This is a genomic window from Bacillus paramycoides, from assembly GCF_038971285.1.
GTDB lineage: Bacteria > Bacillota > Bacilli > Bacillales > Bacillaceae_G > Bacillus_A.
The window spans coordinates 2,871,628-2,892,002 of the sequence record NZ_CP152427.1; the positions used below are offsets into that span (position 1 = coordinate 2,871,628).

The window sequence follows — 20,375 nt, forward strand, 5'->3', positions numbered from 1 at the left end:
GTCATAAAACAAAAAGATGGTATGAAACTCCCATTCACACCATCTTTTTGCTTCCGTTATTTATTTGATCCTATATAAGGAAAAATGTATTTCACAATCAATTCCCATCTATCCCGTGCATTCGGCATAACTTCAGAAGCGATTACTACAACCAATTCCTTCTCCGGAATACAGCAAATCACATTCCCACCATCGCCCATTGCACAGTATGAAAAGATTCCTGCCTCTTCTCGTAACCACCATAAGTAACCATATTGATTTTGGTTCATTTCTGTCGATTCTTTTATCCATGATTTTGATAGTATTTGTTTTCCATTATGAATACCTTCATTCAAATACAACTGTCCAAACTTAGCCATATCTCTAGCTGTTAACGTAAGTCCCCAGCCGCCTGTTGAAATACCATTTGGATCATGAACCCATCCCTTTACATCTTTTCCGAATAAGTCATCGAATCCAAATGCTTTCATATTGTAGTTTGAAATTTCTCTCATGCCGAGTGGTTGAAATAAGTGTTCATTCGCAAATTCACGCACACTTTTTCCTGTTGCGCTCGTTATGATTGCTGATAGTAAATGAGCTCCTGCAGATGAATATTTAAAAGATCCAATTTCTCCGCCTTGTCCAATCCTGTTCAATGTATACTTTACCCAATCCTCTTGTGTACATAGTTCTTCTAACGGTTCCTGCCAGTCTACGAAAGGATGTGGAGCTGTCATCGTAAGAAGATGTCCTACTGTTATTTCAGATGAATGAACGTTATATTCCTGGAAAAATTCTATTATTTTTTGATCAACACTTTTTATATAGCCCTTATCTGTACATATCCCAATTAACGCAGAGATTATCGTTTTTGTAACTGACGCTATATGAAATGCATTATCTGGACTGTAACTATTATAATAATTTTCAAAAACAACATTTCCTCTCTGCACTACTAACATACCATTAATATTTTTGTATTCTTCTTTTATAATACAGTCTAGCTTTTCAGCAGTTTGCATTGTTCTTCCCCCTAAATCAATGATTCAAAAGGTTCGATTGGTACATATATATCAACTATATGTTTATTTTCCGGGTGCTGCCTTGGGTCATTTATATACATTTCAAAAGGATATGAATCTCTCGGTTTATATCCGCTATTTGGAAGCCACTCACCGTATAAGAAATCCCATGCTCCTTTATATTCATCTTGGAATATTTCAAAATGACCTACCGCATACTTTCCGGAAGGTATTACCATTATCCCAATGTCGCTCGTTTCTACTACGGACCCATCCGGAATTGTTATACATAAACTAGTTCTTAAATGATTGTCCTCAGTAAATTCATGATGATCGTGGTAAATGGTTAATACTTTCGTATCCTCAAATACATAATAGTTTTCCTCCGCTGCGTAATGAAATAATTTCTCTATCATTTTTGGAAAAGCTATCGTTAATTCTTCATATGTACCGATATGTCTTATATATGCGACGTTTATATTATTCACTGTTACAATTTCAACATTTCCTCGAACCTTCTTACACTCATTGTATTGAGAAGCTCTCCTTACGTCTTTGCAATTCTTGCTATTATCATTTCGATATTGTGACGGACTTACACCGTAATAATTTTTAAATGTACGGGAGAAAACTGCTGAATCTGTGAATCCGAAGTGATACGCAATATCTGTAATTGTCATATCCAAACGGTATGTAAGTAAATTTGTTGCTCTTTCTAATTTTAATCGGTTTGCATACCTTGATAATGGCTCATCTACTATCCCCTTAAAAATACGATGAAAATGAAACTTTGAAAATCCTGCTACATCCGCCAGCTCTTCAATTGAAAGTGAATCATCTATGTGTGATTCTATATAATCTTGCACTTTATAAATGCGGCGTAAGTACTCATTTCTACTTTGTTTACTCTCCATACTTTTATCTCCTCACAACAAAAAGGCTAACGTTAAGCTAGCCTACTTTTATACATTTTTTAAAAATAATACTCTACTACCGCCGTTCCCATCATAATTTGTATGTACTGATACACCCTCTACCTCATCATCCCCAGCCTCAATCCGAAAACCGATTTCTTGATGAAACTGTATCGACTTTTTGTTAATTGGTGACGTAATTGCTTTTACAATTTTACGGTTATTTGCACGCGCAACATCAAAGAAATAAGAATACAATGTCGATGCGATTCCTCTTCTTCTATACTTCGGATTGACACCGATAAAATGAACGTATGCTTCATCTTTATATGTTTGTGAAAAAAATCCACATAAGAAACTTAACATTTCGCCATCCTCTTCAATGATAAAACTCGTTTCTTGAAAGTGAACAAAAAACAATTTTGGCAACATGTCAGCCATGTCTCTCCCGCCCCACCAATCATTTAAAACTGAATGAATCTTTACATAATCTTCCCCTTGGATGTTTCTTACTCGCATATGTTTCTCCCTCTCACTCACTTCATTTTTTCATAAATTTTAATGACGGTTTCTACTAATAGAATGAATACCCATATCCCGCAAAATACAAGAACAGACTGGAATATGGATCCAATAATAATTACACCAACTGCACCTGACCCTAAAATTGATACTTCCCTGGATCATGTATAAGCGATCCAGCAGAAAAAGCCATTAAAATTGATCCTATTAAATAAATTACACTCATTATTTTTAATATTTTTATAGAAAGATACGAAGTTTTTTCTTGCTCCACTTGTGATAATTCGATCTCCCCACTCTCAATCCCTTTTTGCAAACAGTCTTCACATAGAAATTCTTCCTTAATTTTTTTACCACCGTGCATCGTACCTGTTATTTCTTTACATCTTGAACATTTTCGATTTATCATGGTGTTACCACTCCAATCTATTCAGATTATACTTATTTCATTCTTTATTTACCTTAATATTCCTTTTATGTATTTTATAGAGAAAGATCGTGTTTTATGATTTCAAAACTCACGTTTGGCTTGAAAAAATCTACCGCTCATTATGTATTAAGACCTAGTTGCTACGCAGTTATTTTTAACGATACTTGCTCAAAAGTAGCTATTATCGAAAAAGGAGACCGTTACTTTTTACCTGGTGGCGGTATGGAAGGTAATGAAACAAAAGAAGAATGTTTGCACCGTGAACTACTAGAGGAATTAGGATGGGCAATTGGAATTGATCAGTATATCGGTAATGCGGCTCGATATTTTTATGCAGAAAAGGAAGATACATATTATTTAAACGATGGGTTCTTTTATATTGCGAACATGGTGCAGAAACAAACTGAACGTTGTAAGGAAGGTCATGTTTTACGATGGATGTCTCCTTTACTTGCTGTAGAGCTTCTCATTCATGATCATCAAAAATGGGCCGTTGAACAAGCCCTTTTATTACGAAAACAAAAAGGATCTCCTTCTATATGAAAGAGATCCTTTTTACTGTTAACTTACTTTTTTCAAATTGAGAGCTGGCTTTTTGATTCCGCCCTTTTTTACAACATATAGACCCACAAAGATAATAAGTCCGCCAACGAGTTGCATCATATTGATTTGCTCCCCAATTGTTACTGCCGCAAAGATAACTGCGAATAATGGTACGAGATACATATAAACCATTACTTTCGTTGAGCCTATTTGACTAATACCGACATACCACATTGCTAGTCCGAAGATAGTCGCAAAGATGATTGAATATGCTAGTGATCCCCAGCTTGGCATATCTACTGGCCACGTTAAAGAATTTACGTTGAATAAACAGTATATAACTAGCGGTACAATTCCAATTAAAGTAGACCATGATGTAACTCTCATTGCGGAGTATTTTGTAATAAGAGGTTGCGCTAATATTGGATACCATCCCCACGCAATTGCTGCGACTAATCCAATTACATTTCCGAGCCATGCATATTCATAAGTAGCTCCTCCTGTATGCCCTGTTAATAAAACGAATGCTGCACCAATAAACGCTACTATTGAACCAATTTGTACTTTCATCGAAAAACGTTCTTGTTTGTGCAATACTGCTAATATCCCTGTAAAAATAGGTGACATCGCAATTAGTAATGAGGCGTTCGTTGCTGAAGTATATTTCACAGATAGCATAAACATCGTTTGATACATTGTCGTACCAACGATACCGACTGCTACTAATCGTAACCAATCTTTTCTTTCAATACGTAATGAGCGTTCCATTAAAAATGTAATAAGTAATAATACCGGAGATGCTACTAAAAATCGTAAACTATTAAATTGAATGGATGACATATATGCCACGCCATACTTTCCTATCGTATAATTTGCTCCCCATACTAATGCTACTGATACTAGGAGCCATTCCATTTGCCATCTTTTCATCCGAATCTCCCCTTCCATATTTAGCATAGTAAAATTGGCTGGATATAACACCGTCCAATTGGCTGTTTTTTTACCCAGCCAATTTGTTATACTGAATATATATAAGAGATTCGGAGGCGTTTGTATGGAATGGAAGCTAGATAACGACAGTAAAATCCCCATTTATCAGCAAGTTGTTGACTTTATTGAGAAACGTATTACATACGGAGAACTACCTCCAGGAAGCTTCCTACCTTCCGAACGAAAATTAGCTACGCAGTTAAATGTAAATCGAAGTACAGTTACTACTGCTTATAATGAATTACGTGCTATGGGAATTGTAGAAAGTACGACTGGTAAAGGGACACGTGTAAGTACACATATGTGGGGCGTTTCTCCAACATTAACGCCGAACTGGAGAAATTTCGTAGAAGGTGGTACTTTTTTACCAAACTTACCGTTACTTCGCCATATTCGTGCGGAAGTACAACAAAATGAAAATATTATAGATTTTGCAAACGGAGAGCTCGGTTGTAACCTCTATCCTCACGATCAACTACAAACGATTTTACGAGAACAACCGTTAACTCATTCATTAAGTTACGATCATCCGCAAGGCTATCTCCCGCTAAGACAAGCGGTCGTAAAATATATGAAGGAATACTTAAAAATTGAAGCGACTGAGCAGTCTATTATGATTACTTCTGGCGCACAGCAAGCACTTCACCTTATCGTGCAATGTTTATTAAATCCAGGTGATGCAGTCGCTTTTGAAAGTCCTTCACACTGTTATTCCTTACCGTTATTCCAATCAGCAGGTATTCGTATTTTCCCCTTACCTGTCGATGAACATGGTATTAATCCGGATGATGTGCAAGAATTATATAGAAAGCATCGGATTAAAATGATCTTTTTAAATCCCAATTTCCAAAATCCTACGGGAACAATGCTGCATCCAAACCGTAGAAAAAAACTATTATCACTTTGCGCAGACTTACGAATTGCGATTGTGGAAGATGATCCGTCCAGCTTACTTACGTTAGAAAAGAAACAACCTTGCCCTACTTTAAAATCAATAGATGAAAATGGGACAGTCATTTATGTACATTCCTTATCAAAAATGATTGCACCAGGTTTACGAGTCGGCTGGCTTGTCGCCCCGCAGTCTGTAGTAGAAAGGTTATCAGACGCAAGACACCAAATGGAATTAGGTATGAGCATTTTCCCGCAGTGGCTTATGCAGCAATTTTTCGAAACTGTACCATTTCAGTCTCATATCGTACCGTTACGAAAACAACTAGCAGAAAAAAGAGACGTTATCGTTCGCGCCTTAAACGAGCAACTTCACGATAAAATCTCTTTTTCAAACCCGACCGGTGGTATATACATATGGGGAAAATTAAACGAACCGATAAACGAAAAACAACTCATTATGCAAAGCTTAAAACAAGAAATCGCCTTTATGCCCGGTAGTATTTTCGGTGCGAAAGATGGCTATATTCGTTTATCTTATGGAAAAGTGAATATTGATCAAATTGAGGAAGGTATTTCTCGTTTGCGAGAAGCTATTTTAATTTGTGAAAAATGACTTTACATAAAGCTTTATCGTTTGACAAAAGAACAATCTACCATTATTATCAACACGAACCTAGTTATAGGAGTGATAAAGATGAAAATTTACGTTGATGCAGATGCTTGTCCTGTAAAAGATGTAATTATTTTTGAAGCTACGAGTGCAGAAATTCCTGTTACCCTCGTTACTAGCTTTTCTCATTATTCTAATGCTCAGCAGCCTAAAGGTGTGGAAACAATTTATGTTGATTCTGGAGCAGATGCTGCAGATTACCGCATTATGCAGTTAGCAAAAAAAGAAGATTTAATCGTAACGCAAGATTACGGTCTTGCTTCGCTCGCTTTAGCAAAAGGCTGTATCGTTCTACACCATAAAGGCTATAAGTATACGAATGATAACATTGAACAATTGTTACAAACACGATATTTAAGTGCAATGGTTCGAAAAAGTGGTAAACGTACAAAGGGACCGAAACCATTTACAGCAGAAGATAAAGAGAAATTTAGAGCGCTCTTTAAAAGTATGATCGCCCATTAAAGATGAACCTTCTTTTCGCAAGGAAAACTTCGCAAAACAAAGAAGAGAATATCCAAATGAACATTCTCTTCTTGAGGTTTACCCGTTTAAAATGAAGGTAAATTATCTAAGTTATTTTCCTTTATTCCATCAGGTTCACTACGTATAATATCTCTGCCATACTTATGAAATACATCCACATGAGCTAACTTCCCTGATTTTGCTTCACTAAGAGCATTCATATAATCTAACTCTCTCCCGCTACTTGTTTTAAACGCAATTAAATCACCATCATCATTTTTACGAACAGCAACAATTTGTTCTGCTCCTGAATTGACTTCATTGTCTACTTCAAATTGAGCTTGCTTTTCTCCTTGATGTAAGTAATCATTATAAACTTTTTCAAAGTCTTTATTGTCCATAACATTCACCTCCAACACATTTTATTAGTATGGTTGGGAGGTGTTGGTTTTATGTAATTTGCTCTAAACTTTTGTATTTTCAAATAAAAACATAGTACCCTCACTATTTGATTGTAAAGTGTATTTTATATCGAACATCTTTGATATATCTTCAATATTTTTCAAACCAAGTCCTGTACCTTTAGTATTTATATTAAACCCAATTCCATTATCTCTAAAGGAAACAATATCTTCATCTATAATAATTTTGAGTTTTTTAGCTTTTGAATGTTTAAGGACATTTTGAAAAATATTATCAAATAACCTTTGAATCCATAACTCATTACTATTCCATATCAACTCATTATCTTGTGGATTATATACTAATTCAATTTTATGAATGCTATACAAATAGCTCCATTTTTTAATCATATTTTCTATTAAATTATGTATATTAACTTCATCATTCACAATATAAGTATTCTCTAAGGTCTCTGTAGATTGAATATTAAATTCGTTAGTTAAATCACTTATATATTGTATCTGCTCATACATTGATTCAAGTACTGGTGCTTGATCCTTGTGCTCACCTTCTAAATAATATAATTGTAATCTGACCGCTGTTAAGGGTGTATTGATATCATGCCGTAATTTATTTAATAGTTCCTTTTTTATTTGTTCCTGTTGTTGTAGTTCTAATTCTCGATAAGTTGTTCTTTCTATAAGCAAGTTCACTGATTTAATCAGCTTTCCCATTTCATCATCGCTTTTAACATTTATTATATTAGGGATTTTTTTATCACTAGCTAAATCTCGAATCGTTTGATTTAATACATTAATTTTATTTAATACTGTGTTAATCGATTTTGAAAATACAAAAGCTAATATTAATAGTGATAATAAAAATATGATTAACATCGTAGGATATGCATAGGATTCGTGAAAAGGAATGTTCTGATTTTTAGTTTTAAAGACAACATTATAAATAACTGATACAAAGATACTAATTGATAACAATAACAGTGGTACGCTAATCATAGCGGAGAATAATAGTAACTGATATTTTTTCTTTAAGTTCATTTCTTCATATAGATATTTAATCTATACCCTTCTCCGTATATGTTCTGAATAATATCACCTGTTTTATCATCAATTTTGGTTCTGATTTTCTTTATATGTACGTTCATGATATTTTGATTTCTATCTTCGAGTTGCCATAGGTAATCATAGAAGTGTTCTTTAGATAAAATTCTATCTCTATTTTCATATTAATAGAAAAATATTTTACGTTCAATTGCTGTAAAAGCAACTTCTTTACGCAAATCATTAATAAAAACTCTTTTATATTCTGCATCTATAAATAAATGGTTAATTTGCGTGAACGCACCATATTGATTATCTAACATTTTCTGAATCCTTAACAACAACTCTCTAGGATCAAAAGGTTTTATCATGTATTCTTCTCCAATGGTCAAACCTTTTAGTTTACTATCCATATCATTCCTAGCTGATAGAAATATAATTGGAATATTTAATCCTAGATTTTTTATTTTCTTTGTAATTTGATAACCATCTTCGCCTGGTAACATAACATCCATTATGACTAAATCTATTTCATGAATTATATCAAGAACTTTCCTTCCCTCTTTCTCCCAACACACATTATACTTCTCACGCTGTAAAATTTTTTGTAATAAATCTCCTATAATCAAATCGTCTTCAACAATTAATAAGTTATATACTTTCATTATGTAGACCTTTCATCGCTAAAATAACAATTGCTTAGTTCTTCACTACTTTATTCTTAATAAAATCCATAGCAATTTTGTATATTTCATCAGGAGCATATAAATAAATACTATGTGTACCTTCAATTATTTTCACATCAGCTATTAATAACTTGCTAGCAAACTCCTTATAATCTTCGTTTTTTTGCTTTGTATACTTCGAATCTTTATATTGCCCAGCAATCGCATCTATAAATAACATAGGTGTTTCTTTTGGGATCGATAAGGAATTTGATTTTTTACCGTTATTGTAGCTTTGTAAAAGTTCTTGCTTCATATCATCATTAAAAGCCCTCTTATACGTAAGCGCTTTATAAATATCTTTTTCCTGTTCGTTTAAAAAGGATTGACGAATGACTTCGGGATTATAAGTAATAGAGGGAGCTAATCTCTGAAAACCAATTTTCGTTAAAAGATTCATCCCTTTTATTTTTAATGAATCAACCATACCTATTTTATTAGTCACGTACTGTTTAGGTAAACCAATATCTAACGCAATAATCCCTTTTACTTCACTTGGATATTTTTGTGCCCAATAAATAGCCTCTATTCCCGATAGAGAGTGTGGTACTAAAATGTAAGGTGGTTTATTTCCACTTCGAATAAGCGCTTCTCTCGTTTGTTCTAATATCGTATCAATATCTCTATCATCTTGAAAAACATCACTGTATCCATAACCTGCTCTCTCAATTACAGAAATCTTGTTTTTTTTCGAAAATTCACTATATAAACCTTTCAATTCATAAACAGGAGCGGCAATTCCAGATCCGGCCAAAAATACAAACGTATCCTCTCCGCTCCCCTCATTATAAACATTCACTTTTTTATTATCGAAATTAACAAGTTCGCCTTCATTGTTCATTAATTTCGATTCCATTTTTAATTGATAGTTATGATATATAAATACAGCGCCTGTTCCAAAGAAAATCATACTAACACACATTAAAAATATTATTTTCACTAACTTCAATAATTTTTTCATTTGACACCCCTTTCAACCTATAATGAAAGGGTACAATATAAAAATAAATTTCTAATAAATTTTCAAAATTAATATCTATTCATTGTTTCTAAGGTTGGACCATTTTTAATACCTACGCAAACCCTTCAAAGTCTCCAATATATCATCTGTAAAGGCTGTACTACCCTCTGTCTCTAAAACTCTAAAGTATAAACTTCTTAAGAAAGCTCTAATATTTTGTACTAAAATATCATACTGAGGATGCGGGATGTCTTCAACAATTGCTATACTATGTAGCCAGTTGCTCCACTCTTCTTCAGTTAAAAGATTTTGGTTACGTAACGACATAATTGGCGCTACTAATCTCTCATCTTCAAAATGGATGTATACGTAGTCACGTAAGCGAACCTTCTGACGAACAGCAGCTAATATTGCATATGAAAACTCACGATTTTGTATAGTACGCGCTAAAGCATCAAGTGCATCAGCAGCGTGTGCTGTAGAGTGTGCCCAACCTTTTCCTTCTACATAACCTCTTACATCTTCTTCTAAATATACATATTCCAACACTTGTTCTGCCACACTGTACAGTTGCTCTTCCGATAACAACGGTTCTCTCTCATGAACAGATAAAATAAGTGGCGGAATTAATACAGAGAAGGCACGTTTAAATACAGAGTCTGTGCCCTTTTCACCAATTTTATAAAATAAATAATCAGGACTAATTGCTTGTAACATTAATCCTCGTAATTCTTTTTGTCTAAATACATCATTTGTAATCCATTTATGAAGCGTATTATAAATTAAATCATCACGTAATTCAGCATCAGGTGAACCGATATAATCTAGCATCCACTGCGCATATGGATATGCATCTACGTCTTCTGGTACAGCATAATTATTATTTTTAATTTGTAGTAGTTCTTCTTTTAGTTCTAGTACTTCATTCATTCTATTCCCTGTCCCCTTTTTACGTTTTTTTATTGCCTTATCCCCCGTTTTTACTTTTTAAAGTTAATTTAATTATACGAGAATTATAACTATAAATAAAAGGCTATACATATACTTTTGATTATGTATTACTTTCGCTCTTGAAATATAACTTCTGGATTTGCTAAATCACTATTCCGAAATACAACATCCGCACACTCTTTCGGATTATGCTCATCTATATACATTTTACAGGCCGCATGATACCTGTTCAAAAATATCTTCTCTGCTTCTTCATAACTTCCAAAAGTCTCAGTCTCGCGCTTTGCACCACGTTCTCTCGCAATCTCAAAATCTGTATCTACAAAGATTTTGTAATCAAATAAATACTCAATGTTTTTTTTCAATAGAAACGTTCCATCTACTATTAGCACCATATTGGGTTGAGCCATTAACGGCTCATTATGTACAGGAATATCCATTTTTAAATTATGAGAAATCGTTTCATATAGTAAATTTCCGTTCGGTCCTAAAGGCTTTAATAATCTTTCTTTGAAAGCTGTATAATCGTGTGCATCTTCGTAATACCCTCTTGCAGACTCTTTTCCTTTTGCATAGCGAATCACTTTTGGATTATGAAAATCATCAATGCTGGCGCGTGTTACTGGTAATCCTCGTTTTTTTATTTCTTCCGCTAGTTCGTTTGCAAATGTTGTTTTTCCTGACGCTGTTATACCACTTACACCCACTCTTGTTGGATAAGTTAAGTTTAATTTTAATATGTGATCTACAATTTCTTTGATTCGTAGTTTTCGATTCATGGTATTTCCTCCCGCAATTTGTTTACATAATATTATTATGAATAAGAATTTATGTCACTATTTGTCGGTAAGTCGATATCCCTTGTCGAATCGTCGATATATCGAAAAAATCGTTGATATGTTATTATTGGCTTACTTTCCCTTAAACCCTCGATATAAAGCAGTCCGTAATTCTTGTTTGTATTCTTCAATTTCTGGCATATCGAGTTCTTCTGCTAGCCTAATAGCTAATTCAATATCATACGGTACACGTACGAGTTGAATAGAAAAGCTCGCGGTTTCTTTTTCATTGTACATTCCTTCAAATATTAAATAGGAAGCTTGTGTAATTTCAAGTGGATTGCCTACGCTACCAGCATTACATAACGTTTTCCCTCTGAAATTTTGAACGAATGCTTGGTGAACGTCACCGTAGCAAACGACATCTGGTTTTCTTTCCCCTTCTATATTCTCTGTGAGCTCACTGTTTTCGAACATACTAACACGCTCTTCTCTTGAAGCGTGCGGTTGAATTCTTTCATATAAACTTCTCGGTGAAGCGTGGAACATACGAATCAGTTTGCCGCTCATATAAAATTCGATTGAAAATGGTAAGCTTCTTAAATAGTCATTTTGTTCTTCTGATAATTGTTTTTGATGCCATTTTAACGTTTCAAATTCCGTCGGTTTTGTGATGAAATCATCCCAATTCCCCATTACAACTTCTTCACATTCTTTACGAATGATTTCAATTACTTCACTTGAATGAGGACCTTTTCCAACTAAATCTCCAAGACAAATAATGCGTTCAATTCCTCTTACTTTAATGTCTTTCAGTACAGAATCTAACGCCGGAATATTACCGTGAATATCCGAAATTACTGCTATTTTATCCATATGAATCCCTCCATTACTTATAGTTTATTATATCCTCATGTTGTGATTGATACCATTTTGGAATATAGGATGAAAAATGATTATGATCTTCTAAAATTACGTTCAATCTTTCCTTCATATCATCTACTAAATGCGGTGTGCTTCGGTTAGTCCATACGATATCCGCCGGGAATGTCATTGCTGCATATAAGGAGTACAGTTGCCAAAAATGAAGTGACGGTTCTCCCCCGCAATAACCATGAACTTGTCCAAACGCAAACGGTTTGCTTATTCTTGTAGTAAAAATCGCTACGTTATAAAAATCATGTATTGGATCGCCAAAATCATATCCACCAAAATCGATAACGATAAATTCCTTATTATGAATCATAGTATTTGCTGGATGGAAATCATCGTGTAAAAAGGTGAGTGGACGATTTTTCAATAAATACTTATGATTTTCTACAAAGGTTAATACTGGCTTCAAATCGAGAAATTTCACCTCGTAACCTTCTAATGCTTTTATATATCTTTCATATTTATTCCATCGAACCGTTTCCCATTTATTACTTGCACTTTCTTTTTCAATTGAATGAATCCTCTTTAATACTTCCCCTGCTTTTCTTCCTGCATAATACTGTTCTTCCACCGATAGCTTCCCTAAACCTTCTTCACCATTTACACCTTGGATCCATTTAAATACTTGAATACACTTATTTAATTCCTCGAGTTTTATAAAATGAATTAATTTCGGCGTTGGAATATGTAATAACTCTAATTGTTTCATATACGTATATTCTTCTTGTTTACGTTCAAAATGAACAGTATCACATACTTTTACAAAATATGTTACTCTGTTTTCTAACTCTATTTTATATTTCTCTTCATGTGAAAAACCTTTCGAAATAGCTGTACACTTTACAATACGAGGCCATTCTAGTTCTCTCTCTATCTCTCTAAGCATTTCTTCCACAACGTTCACCTCTATCAATATATGTACAAACTACCTAACACTTCATGCTCTCGTTTATTTTCACTTTTAAACTCCACTGCAAATGGATATTCGCCATGATTTTTTTTGTATTCTTGCACTAGACCTTCTCCAACCGGTTCACAAAACTGCACATGAATGTCACCAAACAATACACTTTGACACTCCGCATTCCATTCTTCATTTTTCATGACTGGGCTTGCAGTTAGCTCCATGACTGCTTTCCATTTCCGTACTGTTTCTCGAACATTTTTCACTGCGTAATGAATCGTTTCAATTTGTTGTACTTTGTTTTTATGTTCAGTGATCGTCCCGATGTTACGTAAATCGTTTCTTCTTTCTTCGTCCGTTTCATTCCACTGTATAAAGAAAGGTAATTTCGGTCCGTTCTCTTCTTGCTTTACAAATAACATTTTCCATTCTAAAAGGCGGCCATCTTCCCTCATACGTTTTCCTTCAAATGGTCCTATCGTATGTAAACCGTGCTTACTAAACTTAACTGCTAGTTCTTCAATGGTATCTGTTCGAATTGCAATTTGCAGCATGCCTTCTCCAGCTTGTAATTTCACTACTGTTTCTTGTACTAATGGATTGTCTGCTTTCTTCGCTTTATCTTCATGCTGTACTGCTAAAAATTCTATATATGATAAATCAAAATAACTTAAACTATTCCAAGTGCCCCAAGTAGTATGCTCTCCACCTATTGCAGTATGGAATCCATGCGCCTGCATTTGTTTTGCTGCTTCCTCCGGTGTACCATGTACTGCGTGTACGAGATGATCAAATCGTAACATGTCTTTCTCCCCTTTCTCTCCATCCTTTTATTGTATATTTTATTTTTATTTCGTTCAATTCAAAAAACTTTAAAACCTAGTTGATTTATACGATTAATATGTATTATAATGAAACAAATTTCAATATTGCTGATTGGAAAAACCAAAGGCACTTTTCTCACACGGGAAAAGTGCCTTTTTCATTTACTATTACAGGGGGATTTTTTATGCAGAAATTAATTGTCTTTGCTATTATTGGATTTTTCGCTCAATTAATCGATGGAGCGCTTGGAATGGCGTACGGGGTAACTTCTACCTCACTTTTACTAATGTTTGGTATCGCACCGGCTGTAGCTTCCGCATCTGTTCATTTAGCTGAAGTTGTTACAACCGCCGCTTCTGGTGCATCTCACCTCAAATTTGGGAACGTTGATAAATACACCGTTTCCAGGCTTACATTACCAGGAGCAATTGGTGCATTTGTTGGGGCATGTTTTTTAAGTAATTTACCTGGCGATATCATTAAACCGTACATTTCCTTATTTTTATTTACTTTAGGAGTTTATATTTTATTACGATTCATTATTCAAAAACAGATTGTTACTTCAAATAAACGTATGTCAGCTAAACAACTTGTGCCGCTTGGCTTATTCGCTGGATTCGTTGATTCAACTGGTGGCGGTGGCTGGGGACCGATTACGACACCTGTTCTTCTAGCAAGAGGAAATGAAGCGAGAAAAGTTATTGGATCTGTAGATACGAGTGAATTTCCTGTTTCATTAGCTGCAACAATTGGCTTCTTCATCTCACTTGGCTGGGAACAAGTAAGCTGGGTTTGGGTATTTGCGTTAATGCTTGGTGGTATTGTCGCAGCTCCAATTGCTGCATGGCTAGTGCGCATCGTTCCTTCTCATTTACTTGGCGTATTAGTTGGTGGCCTTATAATCTTCACAAACATTCGTACACTGCTTACTACATTTAAAGTGGATCCAACTATTATTTCACTTTCTTACGTGGCAATTGGTCTTGTCGTTATTATTTCTATTTTCATTGCTGTTCGCAATCATTCCAATCGTTCTAACGCACCGACAGCGGGATATCCGAATGATCAAAAACAAATGCTACCATAACGATAAAAAATACCGCCCGATATACTTCGAGCGGTATTTTTTATTTTTCTATTTTCCAATTCATCATCGTTTCTGTAGTGCCAGTTCTCTTCATATGTAATTTCTCTAATACACGAATCGAGCTTTCATTTTCAAGAAGTGTCTCCGCAATAATCATTTCTACCTCTCCTGTCTGAAAAGCCCAATCTATTAGTTCCCGTACAGCTTCTGTCGCATACCCTTTATTCCAATATTTCTCAATAAATCCGTAACCAACTTCTACTATATGTTCCTCATTTGGTTTCCCTTTAAACCCTATATCTCCTAGAACGATATCATCTTCTTTTCGAATGACATACCACGCGCCCCAAGGTAATAAATCCTTATTTTGTTTTACATTTTCTACATGCCCTACAATATGTGAGCCACTATTATATCCTTGCTCGTAAGCAACGTGAATACTCTCTTCTGTACACGGCACTATATAGAGCCTTTCTGTTTCTAATTTCATATTGATTTCCCCTTTTTTGATTCAACGTTTCTCTAATTATATCAAAAAATATGACCTTATTATAAATGTCGAATTATATTTTCTGAATTTTCTTTTAATTTTTGAAGGGTTTTTCAATATTTTTTGCGAAACATTTGTATAACAATTTTTTCTTTGCTTATTGTTACATAATAGTAGGTTCGGGTGGAGTTTTGCAAGCGTTTCCTATACAATAACCGATCTTTTTTGATTTTTTCCTACAAAATATCTTGCAATATATTCAGAAACTCATTACAATTGCCATATATTAAAAATCTTAGCAATATATAAATCCTCATCAATCCGATGAGGTAGAGGTTGCGACTTTTAAGAGTAAAACGGACGAGATACAGAGAATGTCTAAGACTCCGTTTGAAAGGAAAAGTTGCCGAAGTTTATATTTCTTCTCTGGAAATATGAGCTGGGGCTGTCACCGAAAGGAACAGAACTGTCACGTTTACAAAATTACCGTGTAAACGTGGGGTGCTATCTTAACGGAAGGGTATGATGGGGTGGTTATTTGTGAAACGTTCCGCCAAATTCCTTTGGCGGTTTTTTGTATTTTTCTCCCCCGCTCCTTCCTATCTTACAAGAAAAGGAGTGTTGAACATGAATAGCGCAACGAATCAAGCTACCTCTAAAACGCAAACTACAAAAGAAAAAGGTGAATTAAGACGCGGTCTAAAATCTAGGCACCTTACGATGATTTCTCTCGGCGGTACAATTGGTACCGGATTATTTCTTGCCAGCGGTGGTGTCATCCATTCAGCTGGGCCTGGTGGCGCATTAATTGCATACGCCGCAATTGGGATTATGGTTTACTTTTTAATGACAAGCTTAGCTGAACTCGCAGCTTACATGCCTGTTACCGGATCTTTTAGCACATACGCAACAAAATTTGTTGATCCATCCCTTGGCTTTGCACTTGGCTGGAACTATTGGTATAACTGGGCCATTACAATTGCTGCAGAACTCGCAGCTGTAACATTAATTATGAAATTTTGGTTCCCAGATACCCCTTCTCTTATTTGGAGTGGATTATGTTTAGCTATTATTTTCCTTTTAAACTATTTATCTGTTAAAGGGTTTGGTGAATCTGAATATTGGTTCGCACTTATTAAAGTCGTTACTATTATTATCTTTTTAATTATCGGCTTCATGATGATTTTTGGAATTATGGGCGGTGAAACTGTTGGCTTCAAAAACTTCACTGTTGCAGATGCTCCATTTAACGGCGGCATCATGGCAATTATCGGTGTGTTTATGGCAGCTGGTTTCTCCTTCCAAGGTACTGAATTGTTAGGAGTTGCTGCTGGTGAAACTTCTGATCCAGAGCGTAATATTCCAAAAGCAATTCGTTCCATCTTTTGGCGTATTCTTTTATTCTATATCCTTGCGATTCTCGTTATCGGTTTATTAATTCCTTATACGACTGAAAGCCTTGCTGCAAGCGATGTTACAGTAAGTCCATTTACACTTATTTTTGAAAAAGCGGGCGTTGCCTTTGCTGCTTCTGTTATGAACGCTGTTATTTTAACGGCAGTACTATCTGCTGGTAACTCTGGTATGTATGCATCAACTCGTATGCTTTGGGATTTAGCTCGCCAAGGTAAAGCACCAAAATTCTTAGGCAAATTAGATAGCCGCGGTGTACCTGTTAACGCGTTAATCGTAACGTCAATTGTCGGTAGTATCGCTTTCATTGCTTCTTTATTCGGTGACGGTGTTGTATACATTTGGTTATTAAACGCATCTGGAATGTCTGGCTTTATAGCATGGGTTGGAATCGCAATTAGTCATTACCGTTTCCGTAAAGCATATATCGCACAAGGCAAAGATTTAAAAGACTTACCATATAGAGCAAAATGGTTCCCATTTGGTCCAATCTTCGCATTTACACTTTGCGTCATCGTAATTTTAGGACAAAACTACGGCGCATTTATGGGTGAATCAATCGACTGGAACGGCGTACTCGTTTCTTACATCGGTTTACCACTCTTCTTAGTACTATGGTTAGGATATAAATTTACGAAGAAAACGAAAGTGATTCCACTTGATAAATGTGAATTGAAATAAAGTAGAGCGAGCAAACAAATTGTTTGCTCGTTTTTTATTCCAATGCTTCTCCCTTCCCTATTTCTCCTGTTTTTGCAATAATAAAGGAAATATACATAAAGGTTGGGATACGATGAACATTCGCATTACTGATGAAGCAAAAGCAGCTATACATAGATTAGAACGTGAAGACAAAAAGATCATTCGCATTAGAGGAACAATGACAAATTCTTGTAGTATTTTCGTTGATGTTGATTTAATTTTGGATACATATAATGCAGATGACGTTGTATATGAAGATGCTAATTTTACCGTACAAATGGATTCATTTACGAAAGACTACACTGGCGATACGGTGAAACTTGATTATAAGACGACTGGTTTTAGTATTACGACTCCGAGTGAGACTTTGGTTTATGGGTTGTCGATTAAAAAATAAAAATTGTTTTAGCTGATCATTGAGGTGAAAACATGGGTAAATATGTTCCGTTAAAATTTTTATTTAATGAAGAATTAGCAGAAAGTATAGCTGATTCTATTTGTAAACACGATCCTTCTTTCTCTAAAAGCACCTTTGTATCTTCCATAACATGTAAAGTTGAAAATTTAGAGTTAAAGCAGCGTATAGAAGTAATAGCAGATGAATTACATACTGCATTACAAAAAGATTTTAATGCAGCAATACATATTTTACTGAAAACATTGGGACCAGAAAACACAACAGAAGTAGGTACATTTACAAACGGATATATGTACATGCCTATTGCAAAATACGTTGAAAAATATGGGCTTAACGATTTTGAATCCTCATTTAACGCTATGTATGAAATAACAAAAAGGAATACTGCTGAATATGCCATTCGGCCTTTTCTTAAAACATACCATGAAGACACACTACACATATTACAACAGTGGATTCATGACGAAAACAGCCACATTAGGAGATTGGTCTCAGAAGGTACAAGGCCCAGACTTCCTTGGGCTAAAAAAATAGGAGCTCTAAAAGGTGACTTTAAGAACAATTTACAGCTTCTTGAACCATTAATGAATGACCCTTCTAAATATGTCCAAAAATCAGTAGCCAATCATATTAACGATATTACGAAAGAAGATAAAGAACTCGTTTTTCAATGGTTACAACAATTACGTAATAAACAGCATCCTATTAACCCTTGGATTATAAAACACGGGTTAAGAACAGTGATAAAAAGTGGTACTTTGCCAAAAGATTTTTCTTTTTAAGTATTTTAAAGAAAACCGCTTATGCTTCAAGAATGAAGTATAAGCGGTTTTCTCTTTCAAACATTATCCCTGCCTTAAAATACTTTGAAACATTTCCGGCTTATTTCGTTCAAAGCTTTCTATAAGTTCTTTTCCAAATATCGTTATACTCTCCTCCCAAGGGTGGCCTAAATAGCCCCACTTAAAGTCTTTTTGAATAAAGAAGTAGTAATCTCCATTCGGAAATACGGGTATCATCCACTCATCTCTTTCAAACTCTACATGTGGATTCGTCCAATAACACTCATGTTGCCAATCCAGTGCCATGATATATTCATTCGATGCTGTAATTTCTTGAAAAGCTTGTAACGCTTTACTTTCCAAATCGTTTATCGACTCCCCAAAGTAATGAGAAATATCATATTTAACAAAAGGACTTGGCACCATAAATGATGGAAATATAGAAACACTTGGTGAAAAATCAAGTTCACTATATATCTTGTCCCAAATTTGATCATTCTCTTTGTCCGTAAACTCTATCCAGTTTTCCATTAAACAACTACCTTCCCTACTAACTTCAAAGGATTTCCACTCGGTTATCCCGAATATATAAATAACCATTCTCACAAGGAGCGAATGTATATGAATCTATTCGAACATGAAACGTAAAACCGTTCCCCTTTAATAAGAGGTCCTCCTTTTTTCTTTTCTCATCATATCATTTACTTACAAAATAGGAGGATACAATTATGAAACGTGATCCATTATTTTTAACTTTATTAGAGAGTGCAAATACAAACTTTAGTGGCTGGGATTTTTCTTTCATTTCAGAAACTGGCCGAATGAAGAGCGAGCCTTTATCATGGTCATACGGCAGTACTGCTTTCCAGCTTATGCAGCGTGCAGAATCAATGCTCGATATGGGTACTGGCGGCGGAGAGTTTTTATCTATGTTACAACCATTCCCGCCAACTATTTATGCGACTGAGGGTTATGCTCCAAACTTGCCAATTGCTCGGAAGAAATTAGAGCCTTTAGGAGTTACAGTCGTCGAAGTGATTAATGATACTGCTTTACCATTTCAAGATGGTCAATTTAATTTAATCATAAATCAACATGAATCATATGCTGCCTCTGAGGTAAACAGAATTCTTTCTCCTAATGGAATGTTCCTTACACAACAAGTTGGTGGTCTCGATTGCGCTGAACTTAATGAGCAGTTTGGCACACCACTAAATAGTGAATTTGCAAGTTGGTCGCTTGAAGCGGCGTGTAATGAACTACAGGAAAATGGACTTACTATCTTAGAAGCAAAAGAAGAATTCCCTTTCCAACGTTTTTATGATATTGGCGCTATCGTCTACTACTTAAAAGCAATTCCGTGGCAAATTCCTGATTTTACTGTCGAAAGGTATTACGAGGAATTATATCGTATACATGAGCTCATCTTGCAAAAAGGATATTTTGATGTGAAGCAACATCGTTTTCTGATTAAGGCGATTCGCAGTTCATCATGGAGCATATGAAAAAG

The 20,375-nt window shown here is 35.0% G+C and carries 22 protein-coding genes, 2 pseudogenes and 1 riboswitch; of the genes and pseudogenes, 8 read left to right on the forward strand and 16 right to left on the reverse strand.

Annotated features, from left to right (window positions below; genetic code table 11):
• Positions 1 to 56: 56 nt before the first annotated feature.
• The 4 genes and pseudogenes from AAG068_RS14885 to AAG068_RS14900 all read right to left on the reverse strand — a co-directional run bounded on the left by AAG068_RS14885 (position 57) and on the right by AAG068_RS14900 (position 2,849).
• Positions 57 to 1,004: a serine hydrolase domain-containing protein gene (locus AAG068_RS14885; RefSeq protein ID WP_342714832.1), complete on the reverse strand. Its 948-nt coding sequence runs from the start codon at positions 1,002 to 1,004 to the stop codon at positions 57 to 59.
• A gap of 11 nt (positions 1,005 to 1,015) precedes the next feature.
• Complete coding sequence (locus AAG068_RS14890; RefSeq protein ID WP_342714833.1) at positions 1,016 to 1,918, reverse strand: AraC family transcriptional regulator; 903 nt, start codon at positions 1,916 to 1,918, stop codon at positions 1,016 to 1,018.
• Positions 1,919 to 1,966: 48 nt separating this feature from the next.
• Positions 1,967 to 2,437: a GNAT family N-acetyltransferase gene (locus AAG068_RS14895; protein WP_342714834.1), complete on the reverse strand. Its 471-nt coding sequence runs from the start codon at positions 2,435 to 2,437 to the stop codon at positions 1,967 to 1,969.
• Between the two features lie 17 nt (positions 2,438 to 2,454).
• Positions 2,455 to 2,849, reverse strand: a pseudogene (locus tag AAG068_RS14900) (DUF3980 domain-containing protein).
• A 96-nt stretch (positions 2,850 to 2,945) separates the two neighbouring features.
• Here AAG068_RS14900 and AAG068_RS14905 point away from each other — a divergent pair.
• Positions 2,946 to 3,413, forward strand: coding sequence for an NUDIX hydrolase (locus tag AAG068_RS14905; RefSeq protein ID WP_342714835.1), 468 nt, complete (start codon positions 2,946 to 2,948; stop codon positions 3,411 to 3,413).
• An 18-nt stretch (positions 3,414 to 3,431) separates the two neighbouring features.
• On the opposite strand, the gene AAG068_RS14910 is transcribed toward AAG068_RS14905, so the two are convergent.
• Complete coding sequence (locus AAG068_RS14910) at positions 3,432 to 4,343, reverse strand: DMT family transporter (protein ID WP_342714836.1); 912 nt, start codon at positions 4,341 to 4,343, stop codon at positions 3,432 to 3,434.
• Positions 4,344 to 4,467: 124 nt separating this feature from the next.
• Here AAG068_RS14910 and AAG068_RS14915 point away from each other — a divergent pair, with 124 nt between their 5' ends.
• Together AAG068_RS14915 and AAG068_RS14920 are read left to right on the forward strand one after the other, a co-directional pair.
• Positions 4,468 to 5,910: a PLP-dependent aminotransferase family protein gene (locus tag AAG068_RS14915; protein WP_342714837.1), complete on the forward strand. Its 1,443-nt coding sequence runs from the start codon at positions 4,468 to 4,470 to the stop codon at positions 5,908 to 5,910.
• Between the two features lie 81 nt (positions 5,911 to 5,991).
• Positions 5,992 to 6,432: a YaiI/YqxD family protein gene (locus tag AAG068_RS14920; protein ID WP_144575681.1), complete on the forward strand. Its 441-nt coding sequence runs from the start codon at positions 5,992 to 5,994 to the stop codon at positions 6,430 to 6,432.
• Between the two features lie 86 nt (positions 6,433 to 6,518).
• Here the strand turns inward: AAG068_RS14920 and AAG068_RS14925 are convergent, their stop codons facing one another.
• The 9 genes and pseudogenes from AAG068_RS14925 to AAG068_RS14965 all read right to left on the reverse strand — a co-directional run bounded on the left by AAG068_RS14925 (position 6,519) and on the right by AAG068_RS14965 (position 13,951).
• The gene (locus tag AAG068_RS14925) at positions 6,519 to 6,833 is read right to left on the reverse strand and encodes a DUF3892 domain-containing protein (protein ID WP_342714838.1); all 315 of its coding nucleotides are present in this window, start codon (positions 6,831 to 6,833) and stop codon (positions 6,519 to 6,521) included.
• A 63-nt stretch (positions 6,834 to 6,896) separates the two neighbouring features.
• On the reverse strand, positions 6,897 to 7,892 hold the full coding sequence (locus AAG068_RS14930) for a sensor histidine kinase (protein ID WP_342714839.1): 996 nt from the start codon (positions 7,890 to 7,892) through the stop codon (positions 6,897 to 6,899).
• Positions 7,889 to 8,560: pseudogene (locus AAG068_RS14935) on the reverse strand (response regulator transcription factor). The gene AAG068_RS14930 and the pseudogene AAG068_RS14935 overlap by 4 nt, the downstream one beginning before the upstream one ends.
• Positions 8,561 to 8,594: 34 nt before the next feature.
• Complete coding sequence (locus AAG068_RS14940) at positions 8,595 to 9,581, reverse strand: alpha/beta fold hydrolase (protein ID WP_342714840.1); 987 nt, start codon at positions 9,579 to 9,581, stop codon at positions 8,595 to 8,597.
• A 105-nt stretch (positions 9,582 to 9,686) separates the two neighbouring features.
• Positions 9,687 to 10,511: a DUF2785 domain-containing protein gene (locus AAG068_RS14945; RefSeq protein WP_342714841.1), complete on the reverse strand. Its 825-nt coding sequence runs from the start codon at positions 10,509 to 10,511 to the stop codon at positions 9,687 to 9,689.
• 128 nt (positions 10,512 to 10,639) lie between these two features.
• Positions 10,640 to 11,311: an AAA family ATPase gene (locus tag AAG068_RS14950; RefSeq protein WP_342714842.1), complete on the reverse strand. Its 672-nt coding sequence runs from the start codon at positions 11,309 to 11,311 to the stop codon at positions 10,640 to 10,642.
• Positions 11,312 to 11,443: 132 nt separating this feature from the next.
• Entirely contained in the window at positions 11,444 to 12,187 is a 744-nt protein-coding gene (locus tag AAG068_RS14955; RefSeq protein ID WP_342714843.1) for a metallophosphoesterase family protein, read from the reverse strand.
• A gap of 13 nt (positions 12,188 to 12,200) precedes the next feature.
• Positions 12,201 to 13,139 (reverse strand): aminoglycoside phosphotransferase family protein, encoded by a 939-nt coding sequence (locus tag AAG068_RS14960; protein ID WP_342714844.1) that lies wholly within the window; start codon positions 13,137 to 13,139, stop codon positions 12,201 to 12,203.
• Positions 13,140 to 13,153: 14 nt separating this feature from the next.
• On the reverse strand, positions 13,154 to 13,951 hold the full coding sequence (locus AAG068_RS14965; RefSeq protein ID WP_342714845.1) for a VOC family protein: 798 nt from the start codon (positions 13,949 to 13,951) through the stop codon (positions 13,154 to 13,156).
• Between the two features lie 206 nt (positions 13,952 to 14,157).
• Between AAG068_RS14965 and AAG068_RS14970 the strand changes: the two genes are divergently transcribed.
• Complete coding sequence (locus AAG068_RS14970) at positions 14,158 to 15,060, forward strand: sulfite exporter TauE/SafE family protein (RefSeq protein ID WP_098347041.1); 903 nt, start codon at positions 14,158 to 14,160, stop codon at positions 15,058 to 15,060.
• A 40-nt stretch (positions 15,061 to 15,100) separates the two neighbouring features.
• Here AAG068_RS14970 and AAG068_RS14975 read toward each other — a convergent pair whose 3' ends face one another.
• Positions 15,101 to 15,550: a GNAT family N-acetyltransferase gene (locus tag AAG068_RS14975; protein WP_342714846.1), complete on the reverse strand. Its 450-nt coding sequence runs from the start codon at positions 15,548 to 15,550 to the stop codon at positions 15,101 to 15,103.
• A gap of 322 nt (positions 15,551 to 15,872) precedes the next feature.
• A riboswitch (Lysine riboswitch) is annotated at positions 15,873 to 16,065 on the forward strand.
• 112 nt (positions 16,066 to 16,177) lie between these two features.
• On the opposite strand from AAG068_RS14975, the gene AAG068_RS14980 reads away from it, so the two are divergent.
• The 3 genes from AAG068_RS14980 to AAG068_RS14990 all read left to right on the forward strand — a co-directional run bounded on the left by AAG068_RS14980 (position 16,178) and on the right by AAG068_RS14990 (position 18,865).
• Complete coding sequence (locus tag AAG068_RS14980) at positions 16,178 to 17,644, forward strand: amino acid permease (protein WP_342714847.1); 1,467 nt, start codon at positions 16,178 to 16,180, stop codon at positions 17,642 to 17,644.
• A 112-nt stretch (positions 17,645 to 17,756) separates the two neighbouring features.
• Positions 17,757 to 18,062, forward strand: a complete 306-nt coding sequence (locus tag AAG068_RS14985) for an iron-sulfur cluster biosynthesis family protein (protein WP_342714848.1) — start codon at positions 17,757 to 17,759, stop codon at positions 18,060 to 18,062.
• A 32-nt stretch (positions 18,063 to 18,094) separates the two neighbouring features.
• On the forward strand, positions 18,095 to 18,865 hold the full coding sequence (locus AAG068_RS14990; protein WP_342714849.1) for a DNA alkylation repair protein: 771 nt from the start codon (positions 18,095 to 18,097) through the stop codon (positions 18,863 to 18,865).
• Positions 18,866 to 18,928: 63 nt separating this feature from the next.
• On the opposite strand, the gene AAG068_RS14995 is transcribed toward AAG068_RS14990, so the two are convergent.
• Positions 18,929 to 19,396, reverse strand: a complete 468-nt coding sequence (locus AAG068_RS14995) for a DUF2716 domain-containing protein (protein WP_342719772.1) — start codon at positions 19,394 to 19,396, stop codon at positions 18,929 to 18,931.
• 197 nt (positions 19,397 to 19,593) lie between these two features.
• On the opposite strand from AAG068_RS14995, the gene AAG068_RS15000 reads away from it, so the two are divergent.
• On the forward strand, positions 19,594 to 20,370 hold the full coding sequence (locus tag AAG068_RS15000) for a class I SAM-dependent methyltransferase (protein ID WP_342714850.1): 777 nt from the start codon (positions 19,594 to 19,596) through the stop codon (positions 20,368 to 20,370).
• The last annotated feature ends 5 nt before the right edge of the window (positions 20,371 to 20,375 follow it).